This is a genomic window from Acinetobacter kookii (assembly GCF_900096895.1).
Lineage (GTDB): Bacteria > Pseudomonadota > Gammaproteobacteria > Pseudomonadales > Moraxellaceae > Acinetobacter > Acinetobacter kookii.
Genome location: NZ_FMYO01000006.1, coordinates 63,335 through 82,837, shown reverse-complemented (window position 1 = coordinate 82,837; position 19,503 = coordinate 63,335). Strand labels below are relative to the sequence as shown.

General features: G+C 46.1%; 13 protein-coding genes and 3 tRNA genes. 8 read left to right on the top strand and 8 right to left on the bottom strand.

The annotated features are described in order from the left end of the window. Nucleotides 1-22: 22 nt before the first annotated feature. Complete coding sequence (locus BLP85_RS09890; protein WP_092819926.1) at nucleotides 23-706, top strand: BON domain-containing protein; 684 nt, start codon at nucleotides 23-25, stop codon at nucleotides 704-706. Continuing rightward, complete coding sequence (locus BLP85_RS09885) at nucleotides 696-1,583, top strand: alpha/beta hydrolase (RefSeq protein WP_092819925.1); 888 nt, start codon at nucleotides 696-698, stop codon at nucleotides 1,581-1,583. Before BLP85_RS09890 ends, BLP85_RS09885 begins: the two co-directional genes overlap by 11 nt. Nucleotide 1,584: 1 nt before the next feature. Here the strand turns inward: BLP85_RS09885 and nudC are convergent, their stop codons facing one another. From nudC to dnaQ, 3 genes are all read right to left on the bottom strand, one after another. Next, on the bottom strand, nucleotides 1,585-2,358 hold the full coding sequence (nudC, locus tag BLP85_RS09880; protein WP_092819924.1) for an NAD(+) diphosphatase: 774 nt from the start codon (nucleotides 2,356-2,358) through the stop codon (nucleotides 1,585-1,587). After that, nucleotides 2,358-4,001: a chemotaxis protein gene (locus BLP85_RS09875; protein ID WP_092819923.1), complete on the bottom strand. Its 1,644-nt coding sequence runs from the start codon at nucleotides 3,999-4,001 to the stop codon at nucleotides 2,358-2,360. The genes nudC and BLP85_RS09875 overlap by 1 nt, the downstream gene beginning before the upstream one ends. Before the next feature lie 126 nt (nucleotides 4,002-4,127). Further along, nucleotides 4,128-5,555 carry a DNA polymerase III subunit epsilon gene (dnaQ, locus tag BLP85_RS09870; protein WP_092819922.1) on the bottom strand — a complete coding sequence of 476 codons (1,428 nt, stop codon included), beginning with the start codon at nucleotides 5,553-5,555 and terminating at the stop codon, nucleotides 4,128-4,130. Nucleotides 5,556-5,778: 223 nt separating this feature from the next. Between dnaQ and BLP85_RS09865 the strand changes: the two genes are divergently transcribed. The 6 genes from BLP85_RS09865 (at nucleotide 5,779) to BLP85_RS09840 (ending at nucleotide 15,943) form a co-directional block, all read left to right on the top strand. Next, nucleotides 5,779-9,051, top strand: a complete 3,273-nt coding sequence (locus BLP85_RS09865) for a LysM peptidoglycan-binding domain-containing protein (RefSeq protein ID WP_092819921.1) — start codon at nucleotides 5,779-5,781, stop codon at nucleotides 9,049-9,051. 27 nt (nucleotides 9,052-9,078) lie between these two features. Next, nucleotides 9,079-10,917, top strand: a complete 1,839-nt coding sequence (locus tag BLP85_RS09860) for an extracellular solute-binding protein (protein WP_092819920.1) — start codon at nucleotides 9,079-9,081, stop codon at nucleotides 10,915-10,917. Between the two features lie 39 nt (nucleotides 10,918-10,956). Then, a complete protein-coding gene (locus tag BLP85_RS09855) occupies nucleotides 10,957-12,021 on the top strand; it encodes a microcin C ABC transporter permease YejB (RefSeq protein WP_092819919.1) in 1,065 nt (354 codons plus the stop codon). Further along, nucleotides 12,021-13,034, top strand: coding sequence for an ABC transporter permease (locus BLP85_RS09850; RefSeq protein ID WP_092819918.1), 1,014 nt, complete (start codon nucleotides 12,021-12,023; stop codon nucleotides 13,032-13,034). The genes BLP85_RS09855 and BLP85_RS09850 overlap by 1 nt, the downstream gene beginning before the upstream one ends. Then, nucleotides 13,009-14,598, top strand: coding sequence for an ABC transporter ATP-binding protein (locus BLP85_RS09845; RefSeq protein WP_092819917.1), 1,590 nt, complete (start codon nucleotides 13,009-13,011; stop codon nucleotides 14,596-14,598). The genes BLP85_RS09850 and BLP85_RS09845 overlap by 26 nt, the downstream gene beginning before the upstream one ends. A 100-nt stretch (nucleotides 14,599-14,698) precedes the next feature. Further along, on the top strand, nucleotides 14,699-15,943 hold the full coding sequence (locus tag BLP85_RS09840) for an NADH:flavin oxidoreductase/NADH oxidase family protein (protein WP_092819916.1): 1,245 nt from the start codon (nucleotides 14,699-14,701) through the stop codon (nucleotides 15,941-15,943). Between the two features lie 214 nt (nucleotides 15,944-16,157). On the opposite strand, the gene BLP85_RS09835 is transcribed toward BLP85_RS09840, so the two are convergent. The 5 genes from BLP85_RS09835 to BLP85_RS09815 all read right to left on the bottom strand — a co-directional run bounded on the left by BLP85_RS09835 (nucleotide 16,158) and on the right by BLP85_RS09815 (nucleotide 19,026). Further along, nucleotides 16,158-16,233: transfer RNA gene (locus BLP85_RS09835), tRNA-Glu, on the bottom strand. 10 nt (nucleotides 16,234-16,243) lie between these two features. Continuing rightward, nucleotides 16,244-16,319, bottom strand: a tRNA-Glu gene (locus BLP85_RS09830). 127 nt (nucleotides 16,320-16,446) lie between these two features. Continuing rightward, nucleotides 16,447-17,340 carry an alpha/beta fold hydrolase domain-containing protein gene (locus BLP85_RS09825; RefSeq protein ID WP_092819915.1) on the bottom strand — a complete coding sequence of 298 codons (894 nt, stop codon included), beginning with the start codon at nucleotides 17,338-17,340 and terminating at the stop codon, nucleotides 16,447-16,449. Nucleotides 17,341-17,421: 81 nt separating this feature from the next. Then, on the bottom strand, nucleotides 17,422-18,840 hold the full coding sequence (locus tag BLP85_RS09820; RefSeq protein WP_092819914.1) for an amino acid permease: 1,419 nt from the start codon (nucleotides 18,838-18,840) through the stop codon (nucleotides 17,422-17,424). Nucleotides 18,841-18,950: 110 nt separating this feature from the next. Further along, a tRNA-Glu gene (locus BLP85_RS09815) sits at nucleotides 18,951-19,026 on the bottom strand. Nucleotides 19,027-19,503: the final 477 nt, after the last annotated feature.

Below are 19,503 nucleotides of genomic sequence, written 5' to 3'. Positions count from 1 at the left end.
GAATAATGAGGAGTCTTGCTGAGTGTTTAACCGTATTGCAATGACGTTACTGTGTGTAGCAAGTTTATCTGGTTGTGCAAGTTTTATCTCTAGTGGCACAGGATCAGCCCCGGTAGGTACAGAAAGTGGCGCCCGTTCTCTTGGACAGGTGTTTATTGATTCCTCAATCGAACGTACCGCTAAAATCAATTTATATAAATTAGACAGTCGTTTTAAACAATCCCGTGTCAATATTGAAAGTTTTCATGGCAATGTATTATTAACCGGTCAAGTGCCGGATGCACACTTGAAACGGCTGGCAGAAGATAATGTCCGTGCCATGAGTGATGTGAAAACCGTGCATAATTACATTGCTGTCGGTAACCAGATTGGTTATGGCACCATTATGCAAGATACCACAGTGACGGCAAATACGCGTGGCCTGATTATGAAAGCTGTGGTGGTGTCTGACAGTAAAGTGCGCATTCACACCGAAGATGGTGTTTTATATGTGATGGGGCGTTTAAACACTGCTGAAATTAATGATCTGAATCAGGTGCTGCAACAAGTCGGCAACGTGACTAAAATTATTACTTTAATTGATAATATTGAGCAATCGCGTGCCATGACTTCAAGTTTTAGTAGTCCTGTCGTGAATGCACTGCCGGTTGAACAGACACCGGTGGCTATTGATCCGGATCAAGCAGAGCCAACCTATGCTCAATAAGGTTGTACAAACAGTTAGTCAGGAAATTCAGCAAAAAGTCGAAAAAGTGAAAATATTGTACAAGGATTTTCGCCTTTACGATTTTGGTAGCTATGCCCTGAACCGTTTAACCCCGCGTAAAGGCTATACGGTCACTGAAAACATTGCCTATGGTTTAAAAGCCCGTCAGCGTTTAGATATTTTCTCTGCTGCATCTCCTCTAGAGCATCGGCCTTTAATCGTGTTTGTGCATGGTGGGGCATGGCTGCATGGAGATAAAAAAGATTACCGTTTCGTGGGTGAAGCCTTTGCCAGAGAAGGCTATGATGTTGCGGTGATTAATTATCATCTTGCGCCCGAGCATGTATTTCCCAGTTATATTGATGACCTGAGTTTGGCCTTAAACTATTTGACCCAGCATCAGTCCAGATACAATATCCAGACTGAAAAACTGGTATTGATGGGGCACTCGGCGGGTGCATTTAACGTGATGTCGGCACTTTATCATCCGACACCTTATCCTTTGCAATGCCGCAGCCAAATTCGTGCCATTATTGGTTTGTCTGGGCCCTATCATTTTGATTATAAAAATGATCCGATCTGTGCAGATGCTTTTGACCAAAGCGTGCCTTATCAGCAGGTGATGCCTTATTATTTTGTTGAAACCAATACGGTGCGACATTACCTGTTTTTAGCTTCCAATGATCAGGTGGTCGGCCATAATAATTCAGAAGATTTACATCGGATTCTGCAGGAAAAGGGCAACCATAGCCAGATAATTACCATCCCGGGTACTGGACATGTGTCTATTATGGGTTCGGTTTCCAGTTTGTTCAGCCGCTATTTCCAGACCAAGAAACAGATTTTGGCGGTTCTCGATGAAGCGCTAAAACCCTGACTTAAAGCCATTCACGGGTGTCATCTGCCACAGGATGACCTTCGGTAATATGTTTAATCATGGCATAGGCAATACTGCCTTTAAATGGAATTTCAGGCAGTTGGTCAAATTTAAAGAATTGCGCATCGCTAATCTCTTCTTCTTGTAACTGAATGTCGCCAGAAGCATATTCAGCACGGAAGGCGAGCATCAGGTTACTTGGAAAAGGCCAGGGCTGGCTGGCAAGATACTGGATATTTTTGAGTCTTAAGCCCACTTCTTCAAAAGTTTCACGGCGTACCGCTTCTTCCAGGGTTTCTCCTACCTCAACAAAACCAGCAATCAGGCCGTACATATTCGTTTTGTTTTTGGCATTTTTAGCTAGCAGAATTTCATCTTGACCACGGGTAATCACGGTAATGACACAGGGCTGTACCCGTGGATACTGATGATAACCACATGCTGGGCAAACCATGGCATATTCAGTCGCATGGGCTTCAGTTGGATGTCCACAATGACTACAGAACTTGTGGTTGCGGCGCCATTCTAACAGCTGGATGGCACGACTGGCGGCTTCGAATTGTTGGGTATCCCAGAGCGTTAATAATTGACGGATGGGTACCAGTTGCAAGCCGGAAGGAATAGGCTCGTTTTCGAGAAGGTCACGGGCAATCACTTGATCACCCGTGTTGAACTGAAGGTCACTTGCTAAACGTTCTACCCGAGGGAGCTGAAAGTTTTCATCGACTAAAAGTTGATGCTGATGGAAGATATAGGCAAGTGACAATTCGGACATTAGGCAACAGTTTTCAGTTTTTCGCTACTTTGCAATGCTACATCAAACATCGACTGCAGGACAGGCTGTTTTGATTTTAAATTGTCAATCAGCATGTCGGCACTGGCTAAGGTGTCGAGGATGTGGTTGATTTGTTCAGCAGTGATCGTTGCAGAATTTTCAATTTGCTGTTGGATAAACGTTGCAGCAGTGTTCAATGAAGTCTGACCGGATGGGGCATTTAAGAACAGCAGGGCACCACCAATTTCACGCAATTGGGTTGGAATATTCTCAAGCGCAGCCAGATTTTGATCTTGCATGTACTGCATCAGGATTTGGCTGGAAAGCTCAGTCACGGCTTTGGTTTCATTGAGTAAAGCTTCATGCGCTTCATCTAAACGGTCCAAAGAGATGTTCATGTTATGGACGCGAAGCTGTAAACGGCTTGAAGTGTGATGACGTTCCAGAACGCCAATCGAATTCATTGCCGATAAAATGCAGCTCATCAATTGCTGAGCAAAATTTTCATCTTTAAGCACTTCAGCCTTGTCCAGCAAGTTGGCTTGGCGAGATAAATCGTTGAAGGCTTCACTCAGATTCAATACTTTGAAAATGTTGGCAAGACTGATTAATTTGTCCTGTAATTCCTTCGTTTTCTCAGTTGTCATGTTTTGATAGTTGAATTCGATGTCATTACGAATTTGTGCCATTTCTGTGGTCACAAGTTCACTAATGGTATGCATGGTATCAAAATCAGGTCCATAGAGATGGCGGCTAAATACCTGCAATTGGGTATCGGTCAAATGATCTTCACCCACATTTAGCTGGCTACGGATATGCTGGGCCGTCTCATCTTCCTGGCTTATGCACAAGCTCAAGATATTGGCTAAATCCGGCAGGCTTGGCTTAAAGCGATCTGGAGCACTGAAATATTGTGCCATATTGCGTTCAATACTGATCAGGGTACGTAAACGCGCATCATTGATCAATAAGTGATCTATCTGATTAAATGCCACATGCACCAGATTCCAGTATTGCTTGCTTGGCGTATTTTCTGCCAGACCTGCCAGATAGGCACCGACCAGTTTGATTGCCTGCAGATCTAATTCAGTCTCTTCCTGTTTAATCAGCTTGTTTAAAGACAGTTTGTACAGGCGATGTACATATTGCGACTTTTCCAGGCTGGGTGCTTGAGGAAGTTTAAAATCGGGGGTAATACAGTCCAGTAATGACTCGATATGCTGACCTTCATGCGTAATCGGTTTACCCAGCACAATTTCCAGACGATTCAGGGTGTCGAGCAGGAATTGTGGAATTTTAACTTCACGTAAGCAAATAAATTCGATGTAACGTTTCAACATGGTGGTGCCTTCACTTAAGGCCTCCACTTCCTGAGTATTAATCTGCGCAGGATTCCCCATAATCTTGCGCATTAACTCTGCGGAATATTGGGCAATTTTAGCCAGGCTTTGCATGTCAATAAGAGCAAGAACCTGAGCACACTGCTCAAATTGATTAAGTGCATCATCAATACCGAAAGGTAAAGTCTGGTCTTCTGCCAAGGAACTAACCGCTGATTCAACTAATTTAATTGAATTATCAACCTCATTTTTTATTATCAGCAATGCAGTCGGGTCAAAATGAATAGAGGTTTGGTAAGACATGTATCTGCACCTTTCCTAGTGTTTTATCTGTTTGTGAGTAGCCCGTTCAAGGCCAAACTTCTTTGCGTTTAACTATAACGTAAGTGCTAAACGATTAAATACAAAAAACCACTAGAAATGTAGATTTTATTTTGCAAAAAGACAAGCTGTTCCATGTTTTTCTTCAAATTGTTTGACCCAATTCTCATGTGCTTCCAGTTCTTCGGCTGAAGGTAAAATGACAGGCAGGTCTATTTGCACAGCGGAGCGGGCAGTTTGACCCTGTTGTTGCTCGGCCTCGGTCAGGGTATCCATATCGAAAGACACCTGACCGCCAGTCATGGCCAGGTAGACATCTGCCAGAATTTCGGCATCGAGTAAGGCACCGTGGAAAGTACGGTCACGCTGCGGAATTTCATAACGGCGCACCAAAGCATCGAGCGAATTTTTTTGTCCCGGGTGCTTGCTCTTGGCCATGGCCAAGGTATCGGTTACTTCACAGACTTCCGATAAGGCCACAAAGCCTGCGCGTTTAAACTCCATATCCAGGAAGTTCATATCGAAGGTGGCATTATGCGCAATAATTTCTGCGCCTTTTAAATAGTCAAACAGCACATCGGCAATCTCTGCATAAAGCGGTTTGTCTTTCAGGAACTCATCTGAAATACCGTGAATATTTTCAGATTCACCAACCGGTTTTTGCGGATTGATGTAAATATGAATCGAGCTGCCGGTCAGTTTGCGGTTGACCATTTCAATCGCCCCGACCTCAATAATTCGGTCAGTGTCCTGAAAATAGAAACCGGTGGTTTCGGTATCCAGAATCAGTTGGCGCGGACCATGAACTTCTTTGCTGCGTGGGGTAATCACGATATGCGGGTGCAGCGGTTTTTCGGAAGCAGATGTTGCACTTTCTAAAACAGGTTCCGGAGCTTGCGCTTGTGGTTGCATGGTGTCTGCCTGAGGGTTTTCCTGTTCCGCATTTTCTAAAACATCGTTTTCTAAAACTTCGCTGTCATCTTGCAGCTCGGCTTCCATCAGGTCAAAACCAAAGGGGTCATCTAATAGCCAGTCCTGCTCAGCTTTTTTTTTATCCAGCATGTCGGCTTGTTCTAAAACAGTTTCGGCAGATGACAAGAGATTTTTCATGGCTATTAAGGTTTGATCGGCACCCTGGTTGGCCAGTTGATCAGCCATCTCATTGCCTGGATGTCCGGCATGGCCCTTAATCCAGTTCCATTCAATGTCACGCCCCTGACAGGTCGCATCCAGTAATTTCCACAGGTCCGGGTTTTTGACATCTTTCCAGTTTTTCTTTTTCCAGCCATGAATCCATTCGGTGATGCCTTGCTTGACATACTTGGAATCGGTCCAGATGATCAGTTTGGCATCGCGCGGACAAAACTGAATACCTTCAATTGCGGCGGTGAGTTCCATGCGGTTATTGGTGGTTTCCGCTTCTCCGCCACACAGTTTATGCTTTTCCGATTCGGTAATGATATATGCACCCCAACCGCCTAAACCAGGATTGCCGCGACACGCGCCATCGACATAAAGAGTGATTGTTTGAGTCATATAAACCAAATCCGAACGCTATAAATGAGAGTCAAAATAAACCAGGTGACTGGCATATTGTATAACGCAATTTCACTTTAAAAGTGTATTACACGGTTATTTTTTAAATTCTTGTAACATTTATAGTGAAATCGCGCTAAATTAATCCCTTGTGTCTACCCCATGCTTCACTACAATGGCAGATCTAAAAAATAAATTTTATACGAGTTGTTTGGATTTTTTTATGTATAAACCAACCGCGATTTTGTGGCAGCCAACCTTACCCAATTTTTTAAAAATAACAGTACTGGGTTCAGCTTTAGCTGCATTAGGACTGTCAGGCTGTTCTTCAAGCCAGAGTGCGACACATGGCTCAAAATCGAAAATGGTGGGTTCATCCGGATATCTGGATGCCGACAGCTTGGATTCATTGGAAGATTTATTGTCTGCTACAGACATGAGCGCAGTAGAAGGCGATCGCCTGCTGATTTTAAAACATGGTGATGTTTGGAAGCGTATGACCGTCGGTTTCAAGATGGATCATAGCCATTGGGATGCCCGTATTGAAGCACAGCGCGGCTGGTTCATTTCCCGACAGCCTTATCTGGACCGTTTAAGTGCCCGTGCTTCACGCTATCTGTATCATACCGTGAAAGAGGCGGAACGCCGCGGTTTGCCGACGGAACTGGCTCTATTGCCGATTATTGAAAGTTCCTATGACCCTGCTGCGACCAGTAGTGCGGCAGCAGCCGGGATGTGGCAGTTTATTCCAAGTACCGGACGGATTTATGGTTTAAGACAGACCAGTCTGTATGATGGCCGTCGTGATGTGGTGGAATCGACCCGTGCAGCCTATGAGTTCCTGGGGGGCTTATATAACCAGTTTGGTTCATGGGAACTGGCCTTGGCAGCTTACAATGCGGGTCCGGGGCGGATCCAGCAGGCGATTAACCGCAATAAGGCAGCCGGTTTGCCTACAGATTACTGGTCACTGAAACTGCCTCAGGAAACCATGAACTATGTGCCACGCTTCCTGGCAGTGGCACAAATCATTAAAAATCCTGGGGCCTATGGGGTGTCTTTACCTCCGATTGCCAACCGACCACACTTTAGAGAAGTTCCGGTAGGGCCGGTAAACTTAAATGAAGTTGCCTCCATTACCGGTTTAAGCCGCGCCGAGCTATACCAGCTAAATCCAGGGCATCGTGGGGACTGGGTTGATGAGCAAAGCCCGATGAAGATCATTATTCCTGCGGATTTAAGTCCTGCTATTGATGCCCGGCTTAAAAAGTTATCGCCAAGTTCTGGGGCGTTATGGGCAAGTACGGCAAAACCTTTTACTCCGGAAAGAAGCAATCCGCCTGAGCTCAATACGCAAGTGATTAATCCGGCAAAAACAGCGCCACCAGTATTAACCGCCAGTACTTCTACAAGTACTTCTAAAAGTTCTCAGCCAGTGACTGCGGCAAATCCTGTGACAGTCACCAAGCCTTCAGGTACCAAACGTGTGGCTACGCCTCAAGGCTCTGATGCCTTGGCATCTTTTGCTGCAAATAGCGATATTCCAAGTGCACCACGTATTCCTGTTGCGGTGAGTCAGGTGGCGAATGTCAAGCCTGTGACGGTAGAGCCTCCATTGTCTGCTGCTGAGCGCGAGCAGATTATGGCGGCAGTAAAAGCGGAAGGTGAAAATAAAACGCTAGAACAGGTACTGCAACCGGTAGCCAGTAAAGCTGAACAGGAAAAAGTCGTTGCAGAAATTAAAGCCATTGCACCGCAAGGCACCGAAATTGTCGATCCCTTTGATGGCAAAATCAAGTTAACGGCCATTCAAACCAGCCTGTCGGTCGCTGAACAGCAAGGCAAGGAGTTAACCAAAGGTTTCGCTTATCCAAAAGGGGTGGCGGAAAGCACCAAGCCTGATTCAGATGAAGCCAAACGTAACCAGGGCAAAAACTACGTCAAGACCGATTCAGAAGTGGTGGTGATCCCGCCAAAAGGAAAACGCAGTACCTATACCGTTCAACAGGGCGATACTTTAGCCGTCATTGCCATGAAAAATGGCCTGAACTGGCGTGATGTGGCGAAATGGAACCAGATAGATCCAAACTCTCCGCTGTACGTGGGAACCAGTATCTATTTATATGATGCCAAACCACAAAGCGAGAAAAATACCGAAGCTTCTTCATCGGCCAAGTCTAAAGCACAGCTGGAAAGCTATGTAGTTCAGGCCAATGACAGCCTGACCGGAGTGGCCAGCCAGTTTGGCTTGTCGGTGAAACAGCTGGCAGATTTCAATAACTTATCGGTCAGCAGCGGTTTGCGTGTGGGGCAAAAATTATCGTTAAAAGACACGGCACAAAATAATTCCGATCTTGTTGAAAGCAAAAGCAATAATTCAAAATCTGCTGCGAAAGTGAAAACCAAATCTTATGTGGTGAAACGTGGTGAATATCTTAAACTGATTGCTGACCGTTATGCCTTGTCCAATCAGGAGTTGGCTGATTTAACCAGTGGATTAACTGCGGGCAGTAGTTTAAGGGTGGGGCAAAAAATTAATGTGCCACTGCATGAAGTAGACAGCAAGCCAGAAGAAAAAGCGAGCCCGGTTAAAATAGATCCGGGAGACATTGAGCCAGCGTATAAAACGGAAAGTTATCAGGTGCAACGTGGCGATACCCTGTCGAGCATTGCAGGCAAATCGAAAATTTCCTTAATCGAACTGGCACAGCTGAATAAATTATCCAGCAACAGTGGCGTCCGGATAGGTCAAACCCTGAAGATTCCTGTAAGTTCAACTGTTCCAGAGAGTTATACCGTGCAATCCGGGGATAGCCTGTCTGCCATTTCTGCTAAATACAATTTAGGCATGGATTATATTGCCAATATCAACGGCATTAACCGCAATAGTGGCTTACGTGTGGGTCAGCGTTTGAAACTGACGGGTGAAGAACCGGTTGCAGCATCAAACAAAGTAGAAGCGAAAATTGAAAAAGTCAGCTTTGAAAAGAGTGATAGCCATGTGGTTAAACCGGGCGAGACCTTAAGCAATATTGCAAAAAAATATCATTTACAGCTGGATTATTTGGCAGCATTGAATGGCTTGACCCGCAATTCAACGGTCCGTATTGGACAGCGTTTAAAAATTGACGGGGATCTGCCAAAGCTGGACGCTAAAGTGGATGAGCCTATTGCAAAATCAGTGAAGTCATCTAACAACACCGATGGGTATACCGTGAAATCGGGCGAGTCATTGAACGCCATTGCCAGTCAGACAGGGGTATCGGTTGCTGAATTGGCAGCGATGAATGGTCTTAGCCCTCGTTCCGGTTTACGTGTCGGCCAGCAGATTGTTATTCCTAAAACTGTGGTTGAATATAAAGTCAAACGTGGCGATACCCTGATTGGCCTTGCCAACCGTTATGGTCTGGAAAGTTCAAAACTTGCAGAAATGAATGAGATGCAACCCAATAAACAATTGCGAATTGGTGATGTGATTAAAGTTCCAAACTTATAATAAATGCAAAGACAGGGAGTCATTTAGATGTCATTTGCCAGGGCGAAATATTGGGGTTTTGCATGGGGGCTCAGTCTTTTGACTCAGGGGCTATGGGCTGCGGTGCAGACCACGCCCTATATTGCGGTACATAGCCAGCCGAAATATGCTGGCTTGTCGGTCATGCCCTATGCCAATGCTCAAGCGCCTAAAGGCGGCTATTTAAGTACTGCCAGCAATGGCACGTTTGACAATTTAAACAGTATGAATGGCAAAGGCAGCTCAACCGATGGGGTAGAGTATCTGTTTGACTCGCTGATGTCGAATTCGCTGGATGAGCCGGGGGTGATGTATCCCTTGCTGGCCGAGAAAGTGACTTATGATCCCAAGCAGACCCAATATGTCATTTTCCACCTCAATCCCAAAGCACGTTTTAGCGATGGCAGTGCAGTGACTGCCGAAGATGTCAAATTTACTTTTGATACTTATCAAACCAAGGCCAATCCTGGACTGCAAATGTATCTGGCCGATCTGGATAAAACTGAAGCATTGTCCAAATATACGGTCAAGATGAGCTTTAATTCTGCCAATAATGCAGAGATGCCACTGATTCTGGCGCAGATGCCAATCTATTCCAAAAAAGACTGGCAAAAGAAGGATTTCACCCGGGTCACCATGCAGCCGATTTTGGGGTCAGGGCCTTATCTGATTGACCGGATTGATGCCGGTCGCAGCATCAGCTACAAACGCAATCCAAACTACTGGGGCAAAGACCTGCCGGTCAATAAAGGCCGATATAATTTTGATCGCCTGAAATATGTTTATTACCGCAATCTGGACATTGCCTTTGAAGGTTTTAAGTCGGGGCAATATACCCTGCATGAAGAATTTACCGCACGTAAATGGGTCACGGAATATCGTTTTCCCGCCGTCCAGGCAGGCATGGTGGTGAAATATAGATTCAAGCATCAGAACCCGATTCCGACACAAAGTTTTGTGTTTAATAGCCGCCGCACACCTTTTCAAGACATCAAGTTTCGACAAGCCATCACCTACGCTTACGATTTTGAATGGCAAAACAAGGCGCTATTTTACGGACAGTATCGACGCTTACAGAGTTATTTTGCCAACAGTGAGCTGGAGGCTAAAGGCACGCCCAGCCCTGCAGAGCTAGCCATTTTAAAACCCTATCTAGCCCGACTGAATCCAATTCAGCGGCAGGGTGTTTTGAAAGATTGGAAATATCCGGTGTCGGATGCCAGCGGATTTAACCGCAATAATCTGCTGACGGCGCGTCAGCTACTCATCAAAGCCGGCTATACCTTTAAAAATGGCCGTTTGCTGGATACCCAAGGCAAGCCGATCCGGATTGAATTTCTAATCCATCAGGATGGTTTGCAGCGTACCTTGATGCCGTTTATCCGCAACATGAAACGTCTGGGCGTTGAAGTGGCGATCCGCCATGTCGATGTGCCGCAGTATATCGAGCGCATGCGCACCAAGGATTTTGACATGACCACCAACGTGATGCCGCAGTCGCTCAATCCGGGCAATGAGCAGGCACAGTTCTGGGGCAGTGCATCGGCAGATCAGCCGGGGAACTACAACTATGCAGGCATTAAAAATCCTGTGATTGATGCGATGGTCCAGCAGGTTATTCATGCACCGAGTCGTGAGCAGCTGGTACTCAGAACCCGGGTGCTGGATCGTTTGCTGCGTGCCGGTTATTATCAGATTCCGACCTATGGTAAGGGAGAAAACTGGTTTGCCTACTGGAACATGTATCATCAGCCCAAGGTAAAACCGAAGCTATCATCGGGCATTGACTACTGGTGGAGTGATGCCGGACAAGCGAAAAAAGTCACTCAGTATTTACGTCAAAAATAAACAAGAAGTCATAACGCAGGCACAAGGAACGCTGTTTCGATGGGCATATATATATTAAAAAGACTGCTGCTGATTATTCCAACGCTGTTTTTCATTTTATTGATTAACTTTGTGGTGATCCAGATTGCACCGGGTGGCCCGGTTGAGCAAGCCATTCAACAGGCAGAAGCTTTTCAGGGGCTGGGTGCAACGGGTGGCGAAACGGCCAGTGCCAAAAGCAATTATCAGGGAGCGAAAGGCTTAAGTGATGAAATGGTGCAGAAGATTAAAGCTCAATATGGCTTTGATCAGCCTGCGCACATCCGTTTCTGGAACATGCTGAAAAGTTATGCCAGCTTCGATTTCGGTACCAGTTTTTTTAAAGACAAGCCGGTCACGCAATTGCTGTGGGAAAAAATGCCGGTGTCTTTATCTTTGGGCCTGTGGAGCACTTTGCTGATTTATCTGGTGTCTATTCCCTTGGGCATTAAAAAAGCCCGCCAGCATGGCATGCTGTTTGATAAATCCACCTCGCTGTTACTGGCGATCGGTTATGCCGTGCCTGCCTTTGTATTTGCGGTTTTACTGATTGTATTCTTTGCCGGAGGGTCTTATTTTCAGTGGTTCCCGCTGCAAGGCTTGGTGTCGGAAAATTTCCACAGCCTAAGCTGGCTGGGCAAAATCCAGGACTATTTCTGGCATATGACCTTGCCTTTGCTGGCCATGGTGATTGGCGGTTTTGCCGGACTGACCTATCTCACCAAATATTCCTTTATGGAAGAATTAAACAAACAGTATGTGCTGGCGGCACGATCCAAAGGTCTCACCGAATCACGGGTGCTCTATGGTCATGTCTTCCGTAATGCCATGCTGATCGTGATTGCGGGTTTACCGGAAGCGCTGATCGGCATTTTCTTTGTTGGTAACCTGTTTATTGAAATCATTTTCAATCTGGACGGTTTGGGCCTGCTCGGTTTTGAAGCCATTCAACAGCGCGATTATCCGGTGATTTTTGGCACATTGTTCCTGTTTACTTTGCTTGGTTTGGTGCTGCGACTGATTAGCGATGTGCTGTATCAGGTGATTGACCCGCGGATTAATTTTGAATCGCGAGGTGCTGAATAATGTCCCCATTAATGCAGGCGCGCTTGAAACGATTTCAGGAAAATAAACTCGGTTTCGGCTGCTTAATTATCTTTGCCGTGATTTTTGTTTTATCACTGGTTTCTGAACTGATCGCGAATGATAAACCCCTTTTAGTGAAATACGATCATTCACTTTATGTGCCGGTGTTGAAGTCTTATCCGGAAACGACTTTTGGCGGGGTATTTGAAACCGAAGCCGATTATAAAGATCCGGTGGTGCAGCAATTGATTGATGAAAAGGGTTGGGCAGTCTGGCCGCTGATTCAATATTCCTACCAGACGCCTAATCTGGAACTGGCAGTCCCCGTACCTTCTGCACCGACTGCACAAAACTGGTTGGGAACCGATGACCAGGGACGAGATGTATTGGCCCGTATTCTCTATGGTTTGCGCGTATCGCTGCTGTTTGGCTTTGCCTTAACCTTTGCTTCAGCATTGCTGGGCATCGCGGTTGGCGCGATTCAGGGCTATTATGGGGGATGGGTCGATTTATTGGGGCAGCGTATTCTGGAAGTGTGGGGCGGTTTGCCGATGTTATTCATGGTGATGATTCTGGTCAGCATGTTTACCCCAAACGTCTATTGGCTGTTTCTGATTATGCTGTTATTCGGCTGGACTACTTTGGTCGGTCTGGTGCGTGCCGAATTTTTAAAGGCACGCAATCTGGACTATGTGCGTGCCGCACGCAGCCTGGGAGTTACAGACCGGACCATTATGCTGCGCCACATCTTGCCGAATGCCATGAGCTCCAGCCTGTCGCAGCTTCCTTTTATGTTGACCGCCAACATCACCGCTCTTACCGCCTTGGACTTTTTAGGCTACGGTTTACCACCCGATGCGGCATCTTTGGGTGAATTGTTATTACAAGGCAAATCCAACCTGAATTCACCGTGGCTGGCACTGTCCGGCTTCTTTACCCTGGCCATTGTCCTATCTTTACTGATTTATATTGGGGAGGCGACACGCGATGCATTCGATCCAAGACGCCAATAATCCGCAAGCCTTGTTAACTGTCCAGCATTTAAATATCCGGCAAGCAGAGCAGGTGCTGGTAGCTGACCTGAATTTTCAGCTGCATGCCGGTGAAACCATTGCCTTAGTCGGTGAAAGTGGTTCGGGCAAGTCGATTAGCAGTCTGGCCTTGCTGGGACTGTTGCCCAGTACCTTAAAGATTCAAGGTCAGGCCGTATTGGAACAGCAAAATCTACTGGCAATGAAAACTGAACAGCTGCGCCAAATTCGTGGCCAGAAAATAGCCATGATTTTTCAGGAACCGATGACGGCTTTAAATCCCTTGCACAGGGTGGAAAAAATTATTGGCGAAACCTTGTTGCTGCAAGGCTGGTCCAAACAGAAGACCCGGGCACGCATTATTGAATTGCTGCAAGATGTCGGCATTACCGACCCTGAAGATAAATTGCGCCGTTATCCGCATGAGCTTTCCGGCGGGCAGCGGCAGCGCGTGATGATCGCCATGGCTTTAGCCTTAGATCCGGACATCCTGATTGCGGATGAGCCGACCACGGCGCTGGATGTCACCTTACAGGCACAGATTCTAAAACTGCTTAAATCCTTGCAGCAAAGCCGCAAGATGGCGATGATCCTGATCAGTCATGATCTTAATCTGGTGCGTCGCTATGCCGATCAGGTCATTGTAATGAACAAAGGTGTAGTGGAAGAACAGGGTAGCGTTACCGAAATCTTTCAACAGCCGAAACAGGCCTATACCCGTGATTTGCTCAATCATGATTTTGGTGAGGCGCTGCAGATTCCAGAAGCTGAAAATTTATTGACCTTAAAGCAGGTTGCGGTGAAGTTCCCGATCAAGCAGGGATTACTCAACCGGGTCAAAGACTACTTTGTCGCGGTAGAACCCTTGGATTTGCAGTTAATGCAAGGTGAATCGATTGGCATTGTCGGCGAAAGCGGTTCAGGCAAAAGCTCGCTGGCTTTGGCCATTAGCCGTTTGATTAAAAGTGACGGTGAAATTGTGCTGCTGGGCACCGATTTAAACCAGTGCAATGAAAAACAGTTACGGCCTTTACGCGCTGAATTTCAGATTGTGTTTCAAGACCCGTTTAGCAGCCTGAATCCGCGCCTGAATGTGGAACAGACCATTGGTGAAGGCTTGGGCCTAAAAGAACTCTCAGCGACAGAAATATCAGAGCGGATTGATGAAGCCCTGGAAAAAGTCGAATTGCCGGTGTCGTTTCGAAGCCGTTATCCGCATGAGCTGTCTGGTGGGCAACGTCAGCGTGTCGCCCTGGCACGTGCCTTGGTATTGAGTCCTAAACTGCTGATACTGGATGAGCCGACCTCGGCGCTGGACCGTACCACGCAGCGCGCCATTGTGAAATTGCTCAGACGTTTGCAGCAGGAACATCAGATCAGCTATCTGTTTATCAGTCATGACCTGCAAGTGGTTAAAGCCCTGTGTCAGAAAGTGCTGGTGTTGCGCCGTGCGCAGGTGATGGAATTTCAAGGTACTGAACAGCTGTTTTTAAATCCGCAAACTGAATATACCCGTCAATTAATCGAAGCCAGCCAATATGTTTAAAATTACTGACAAGTCATATTGTCAGAAGAGTCATTGACGGATAACGAAATAAGTTTAGGGTATTAAGGCTAAATAAATACAAATACATCGGGATTGAGAGATGAGCCATCTTGCTGAAGCAACAAGTATTCGACATACCACCTTTAAAAACAGAATTATCAAAGCCGCGATGAGTGAAGCCTTGGCAAATGACGCAGGTCAGCCGAGCCAGTTGCATTTTAATCTGTATGAAGCCTGGGCCAAGGGTGGCTTGGGCTGTGCGATTACCGGCAATGTCATGGTGGATGTTCGCGCCAAAAATGAACCGGGCGTGGTAGTGATTGAGTCAGAACGCGATTTGGCCAAACTACAGCAATGGGCAGCGCTCGGCAAGAAATATGGCATGGTGCAGCTGGTGCAATTGTCCCATCCCGGCCGTCAGTGTCCCAAAGGTTTAAACAGGGAAACTGTTGCGCCTTCGGCGGTGCCTTTTTCTCCGATGCTGGCAACCACCTTTGGTACGCCGCGTGAATTACGTGAAGATGAGATTCTCGATATTATCCAGCGTTTTGCCACTTCTGCACAAATCTGCGAAAAAGCCGGCTTTGAAGGCATACAGCTGCATGGTGCGCATGGTTATCTGATCAGCCAGTTTTTATCGCCATTGACCAACAAGCGTCAGGACCAATGGGGCGGTCCGATTGAAAACCGGATGCGCTTCCTGCTGGAAATTTATAAGGCTGTCCGTGCGGCAACTTCGGATCAATTTATCATTTCGGTGAAACTGAACTCGGCCGATTTCCAGCGTGGCGGCATTAGCGAAGAAGAAGTGGTTGCGGTGTTTAAAGCCATAGATGCTGCTGGAATCGACTTGATTGAAGTTTCAGGCGGAACCTATGAAGCTCCGGCCATGGCAGGTGCCAAGGCAGAAAAACGCAAAGCCAGTACCATTGCCCGCGAAGCCTATTTCCTCGATTTTGCCGAGAAAATTCGTAAAGAAGTGAAGTGTCATTTAATGGTGACCGGTGGCTTCCGTACCGTAGAGGGGATGAATGCGGCACTCGACAGTGGTGCCTGCGATTTTATTGGCATTGCCCGTCCATTGGCAGTGGAAACGGATTTAACCGATCGTCTGATTGCGAGGCAGGATGTACGTTATGCGGTGCATAAAATTAAAACCGGCATTCCTATGGTCGACAAAATGGCAATTATGGAAATCATCTGGTATGCCGCACAGTTTAAAGATATTGCGCGGGGCAAGCGTCCGAATCCAAAACTGTCACCGCTGAAAGTATTTTTGAAATATGCCAAAAACAATATTACCGCAATCATTAAAGGTCAGATTAATTCACGTCGCAGTGCTTAACGGGATGAGCCTGCCTTAGACCAGGAAGTTTTAAACTGCGCAGCAGACCATCGTCTTTTTTTCCGTGCATGCTGAAAGGCAGGTCTGCGCTATTTTTATGATTTTTTGGCTGTGCAGTAAAGATCAGGCGATGCAGGAATTCAATCTGTTTAAAAACGAAAAAGCCTGATTCATCATGATCAGGCTTTTTGCAGAGATATTGCTATCTCGAATATGGCGACCCTACGGGGATTCGAACCCCGGTTACCGCCGTGAAAGGGCGATGTCCTAGGCCTCTAGACGATAGGGTCATCTAAGAATTGGCGTCCCTACGGGGATTCGAACCCCGGTTACCGCCGTGAAAGGGCGATGTCCTAGGCCTCTAGACGATAGGGACGTTTCAGAGGTGGGCGTATAATAGGGTGGATAGGACACCCTGTCAAACCTTTTTCTAGGATAATTTTTAAAAACGGATTCAACTGAATAAAAATAAAACAAATGCGTGAAATGTGTTTTGAAAAGCACTATTTTTCTGCGGTTAAACCCTCAATGATGCTGTTGATCACCGCTGGATGCTGTAAGTAACCGCTAATGCTGTGAGGATTATAAAAAGATGTGGTAATGGCCTGGTTAATGATGGGTGGCTGAAAATTGAAAGGGGCTTCGGATAAAGGGAAAGCAGTCAAAAAATCATCAGGTGAATAAAAATTAAACCAGTCGCCCTGCAGTTGCGGTGGTCTGGAAATAGGGGTGACGAGTTTTTCCTGAATGACTCTAAAAGCCAGGGGAGAGCCTAAGGTAATAAAGCGCTGTATTCTAAAATGCGGATATTGATGCAGCAGGTTGTAGGTAATGACCGAACCGAGGGAATGCGCCACCATAATATGATCTAGCTCGGGATGAAGATAAGACATGATCCGGTGATGGACTTCATGCATGAAATCCGGATTGGATAAATATAAATAGGTTTCAATCAGGAATTTATGGATAAAGGTTTCATGCAGCTTTGGGTAATGATTTAGAAATAGTGCCAGTTCCTTAAAGGCATGATCTCTGGTGAGTGCGCTAATGAGGGCTAATCGCTGTGTGAATGACTTGGTGCATTCGGCGTTTACACTCGGTAATCTACTCGCACAGGGATGCTGTTCCGGGACAAGGGTAGTGTTATGCCTTAAATGAAAGGGAAGATGCAAATGCGGAATAGACTTGGGTAAAAAAGTCTCCAGATCGAGGTTGTTATATAAATGATGTTTGCTGAGCAAATCTCCATAAAAGGGGAAGCGTATTTCCAGGGCATTAAGATCAATATTTTGCTGAGAATTACGCAAACCGGTCTGAAAAGCAGATAGCCAACGCTGTTTTAATGAGGGTTGATCATAATTTTGTTGATTCATGCCGTGAATAAAAATGATTTTCATACATGGTCAGAGCTTTTATCAAAGGGATTATCTTGATTGAGCTTAAAAAAAAGAGCGGTACTTGACCACTCCTTTTCTGTGTTAGTTTTGCTTTCGATAGAAAACATAATAACTGAGATAACAACCCGCAATAAATAGCAGGCAGCCAATAAAGCCGGCCAGCATTTCCGGATCTGCTGCCATACTGATACAGGTAATAAAACAGAACACAAAACCTAGAATCGGTACAATCGGGAACAGCGGTGCGGCAAAGCCCAGCTCTTCCACGCTATGGCCGGCCTTATACCACTGGCGACGGAAATTAAACTGGCTTAAGCAAATGCTCATCCAGACCACCACCATGGTAAATGCAGCCACACCCAGCAGGTTCTTGAAGATGGTTTCCGGTGCAAACTGCTCTGACAGTAATCCCGGAATTGCACCAAACATGGTGACAATAATCGCCACAAAAGGAATGCCACGATGGTTCACTTTGGAGAACACGGCAGGTAGCTGTTTTTTGTCAGATAAAGACCACATCATGCGGGAAGCGGCATATAAACCCGAGTTGGCTGCCGATAACAGCGCGGTGATAATCACAAAGCGGATGATATCTTCCGCGTGTGGAATACCGATATAAGTAAATACTGTGACAAACGGACTGCTACTGACGCCTTCAGCACCTAAGCCTGCCATCTGATGCGGCAACAGTGCGCTAATCACCACAATTGTGCCGACAAAGAAAATCAGCAGTCGCCAGATTGCGGCATTAATCGCTTTGGGTACGTTCTTAGCCGGATCCTGAGTTTCACCTGCGGCAACGCCAATCAGTTCGGTGCCAGAGAAAGCGAAGTTGACAATCAGCATGGTGGCGAAAATTGGAAATAAGCCTTGAGGAAACCAGCCCTGAGCCGTAAGGTTGCTAAATAAAGGCGCAGAAGTGTTCCCCTGAAACGAAAGCACGCCAAAAATTGCCAACAAGCCGAGAATAATAAAGCTAATCACGGTCACGACTTTGACCAGGGAAAGCCAGAATTCAGATTCTGCAAACAGTTTGGTTGAACTCATATTGAGCCCAAACACAATGGCTGCAAAAACGATGGTCCAGATCCAGACTGAAATTTGCGGAAACCATTCCTGCATCAGCAAGGCTGCGGCGGTAAATTCGGTTCCCAGGGTGGCAGTCCAGGTCAGCCAGTACAACCAGGTAATCATATAACCGGTACCTGGACCAATATATCTGCGTGCATAGGTACCAAAAGAACCTGATTCGGGCATGTGCACCGCAAGTTCGCCCAGACAAAGCATGACTGCATAAGCGATTAAACCGCCTAATACATAGGAGATGATGGCACCTACAGGCCCCGTTTGTGCAATGACTTCACCCGAACCTAAAAATAACCCCGTGCCGATTGCGCCGCCTAGCGAAATCATGACCAGGTGTCGAGTACTCATAGCGCGTTTTAAAGGCGCAGAATTGCCCTGATGCATAGCATCATTCGGAGTATGAGATGACTGCATAAGAGAAAAAGAAAAAGAAAAATGAAGCGAACTATTGTAGTGAAAAACTACGAATCTGCAATGTAATAATGATAGGTGTTGAAGCTTGAATGATCGTATAGCACGATATATGGCGACCCTACGGGGATTCGAACCCCGGTTACCGCCGTGAAAGGGCGATGTCCTAGGCCTCTAGACGATAGGGTCGTTAGGAGGTGATGGGTATATTATGGATTTTTAATAAAGCTGTCAAACCTGTAATTGTGTTATTTTTAAAATATTGAATTAATTGCATAAAAAATGACAAATCTAAAATAAAAAGAGCAGTTTTTTAAACGGGACTTGATCTATCGCTTTAAAAGCACATTTATTTTCAGCACGATACAACTTGCATCAATCTACCCTGTAGGGATGGCTTAATGAGATAAAGTGCGGTCATGGCCCTTTTTAGCGATGGCTTCGGCCCCTCGGCAGATGAATACTGCGAAGGTTGGGGAAGATTGGATAAGATAAAAAAATAGGCTGAAAGCATTATTTTAATTATAGGTTAGGTGAATGTTAAAGCAACCAAACTTTTTGATGATGAATACGGGTTGAGGGCGATTTTAAAGTTAAAAGACCACTTATCAGTGGTCGGGTGTTTGATATTTCTCAGGTTGTTCTTGCGCTGGAGCTTCTGCCGGT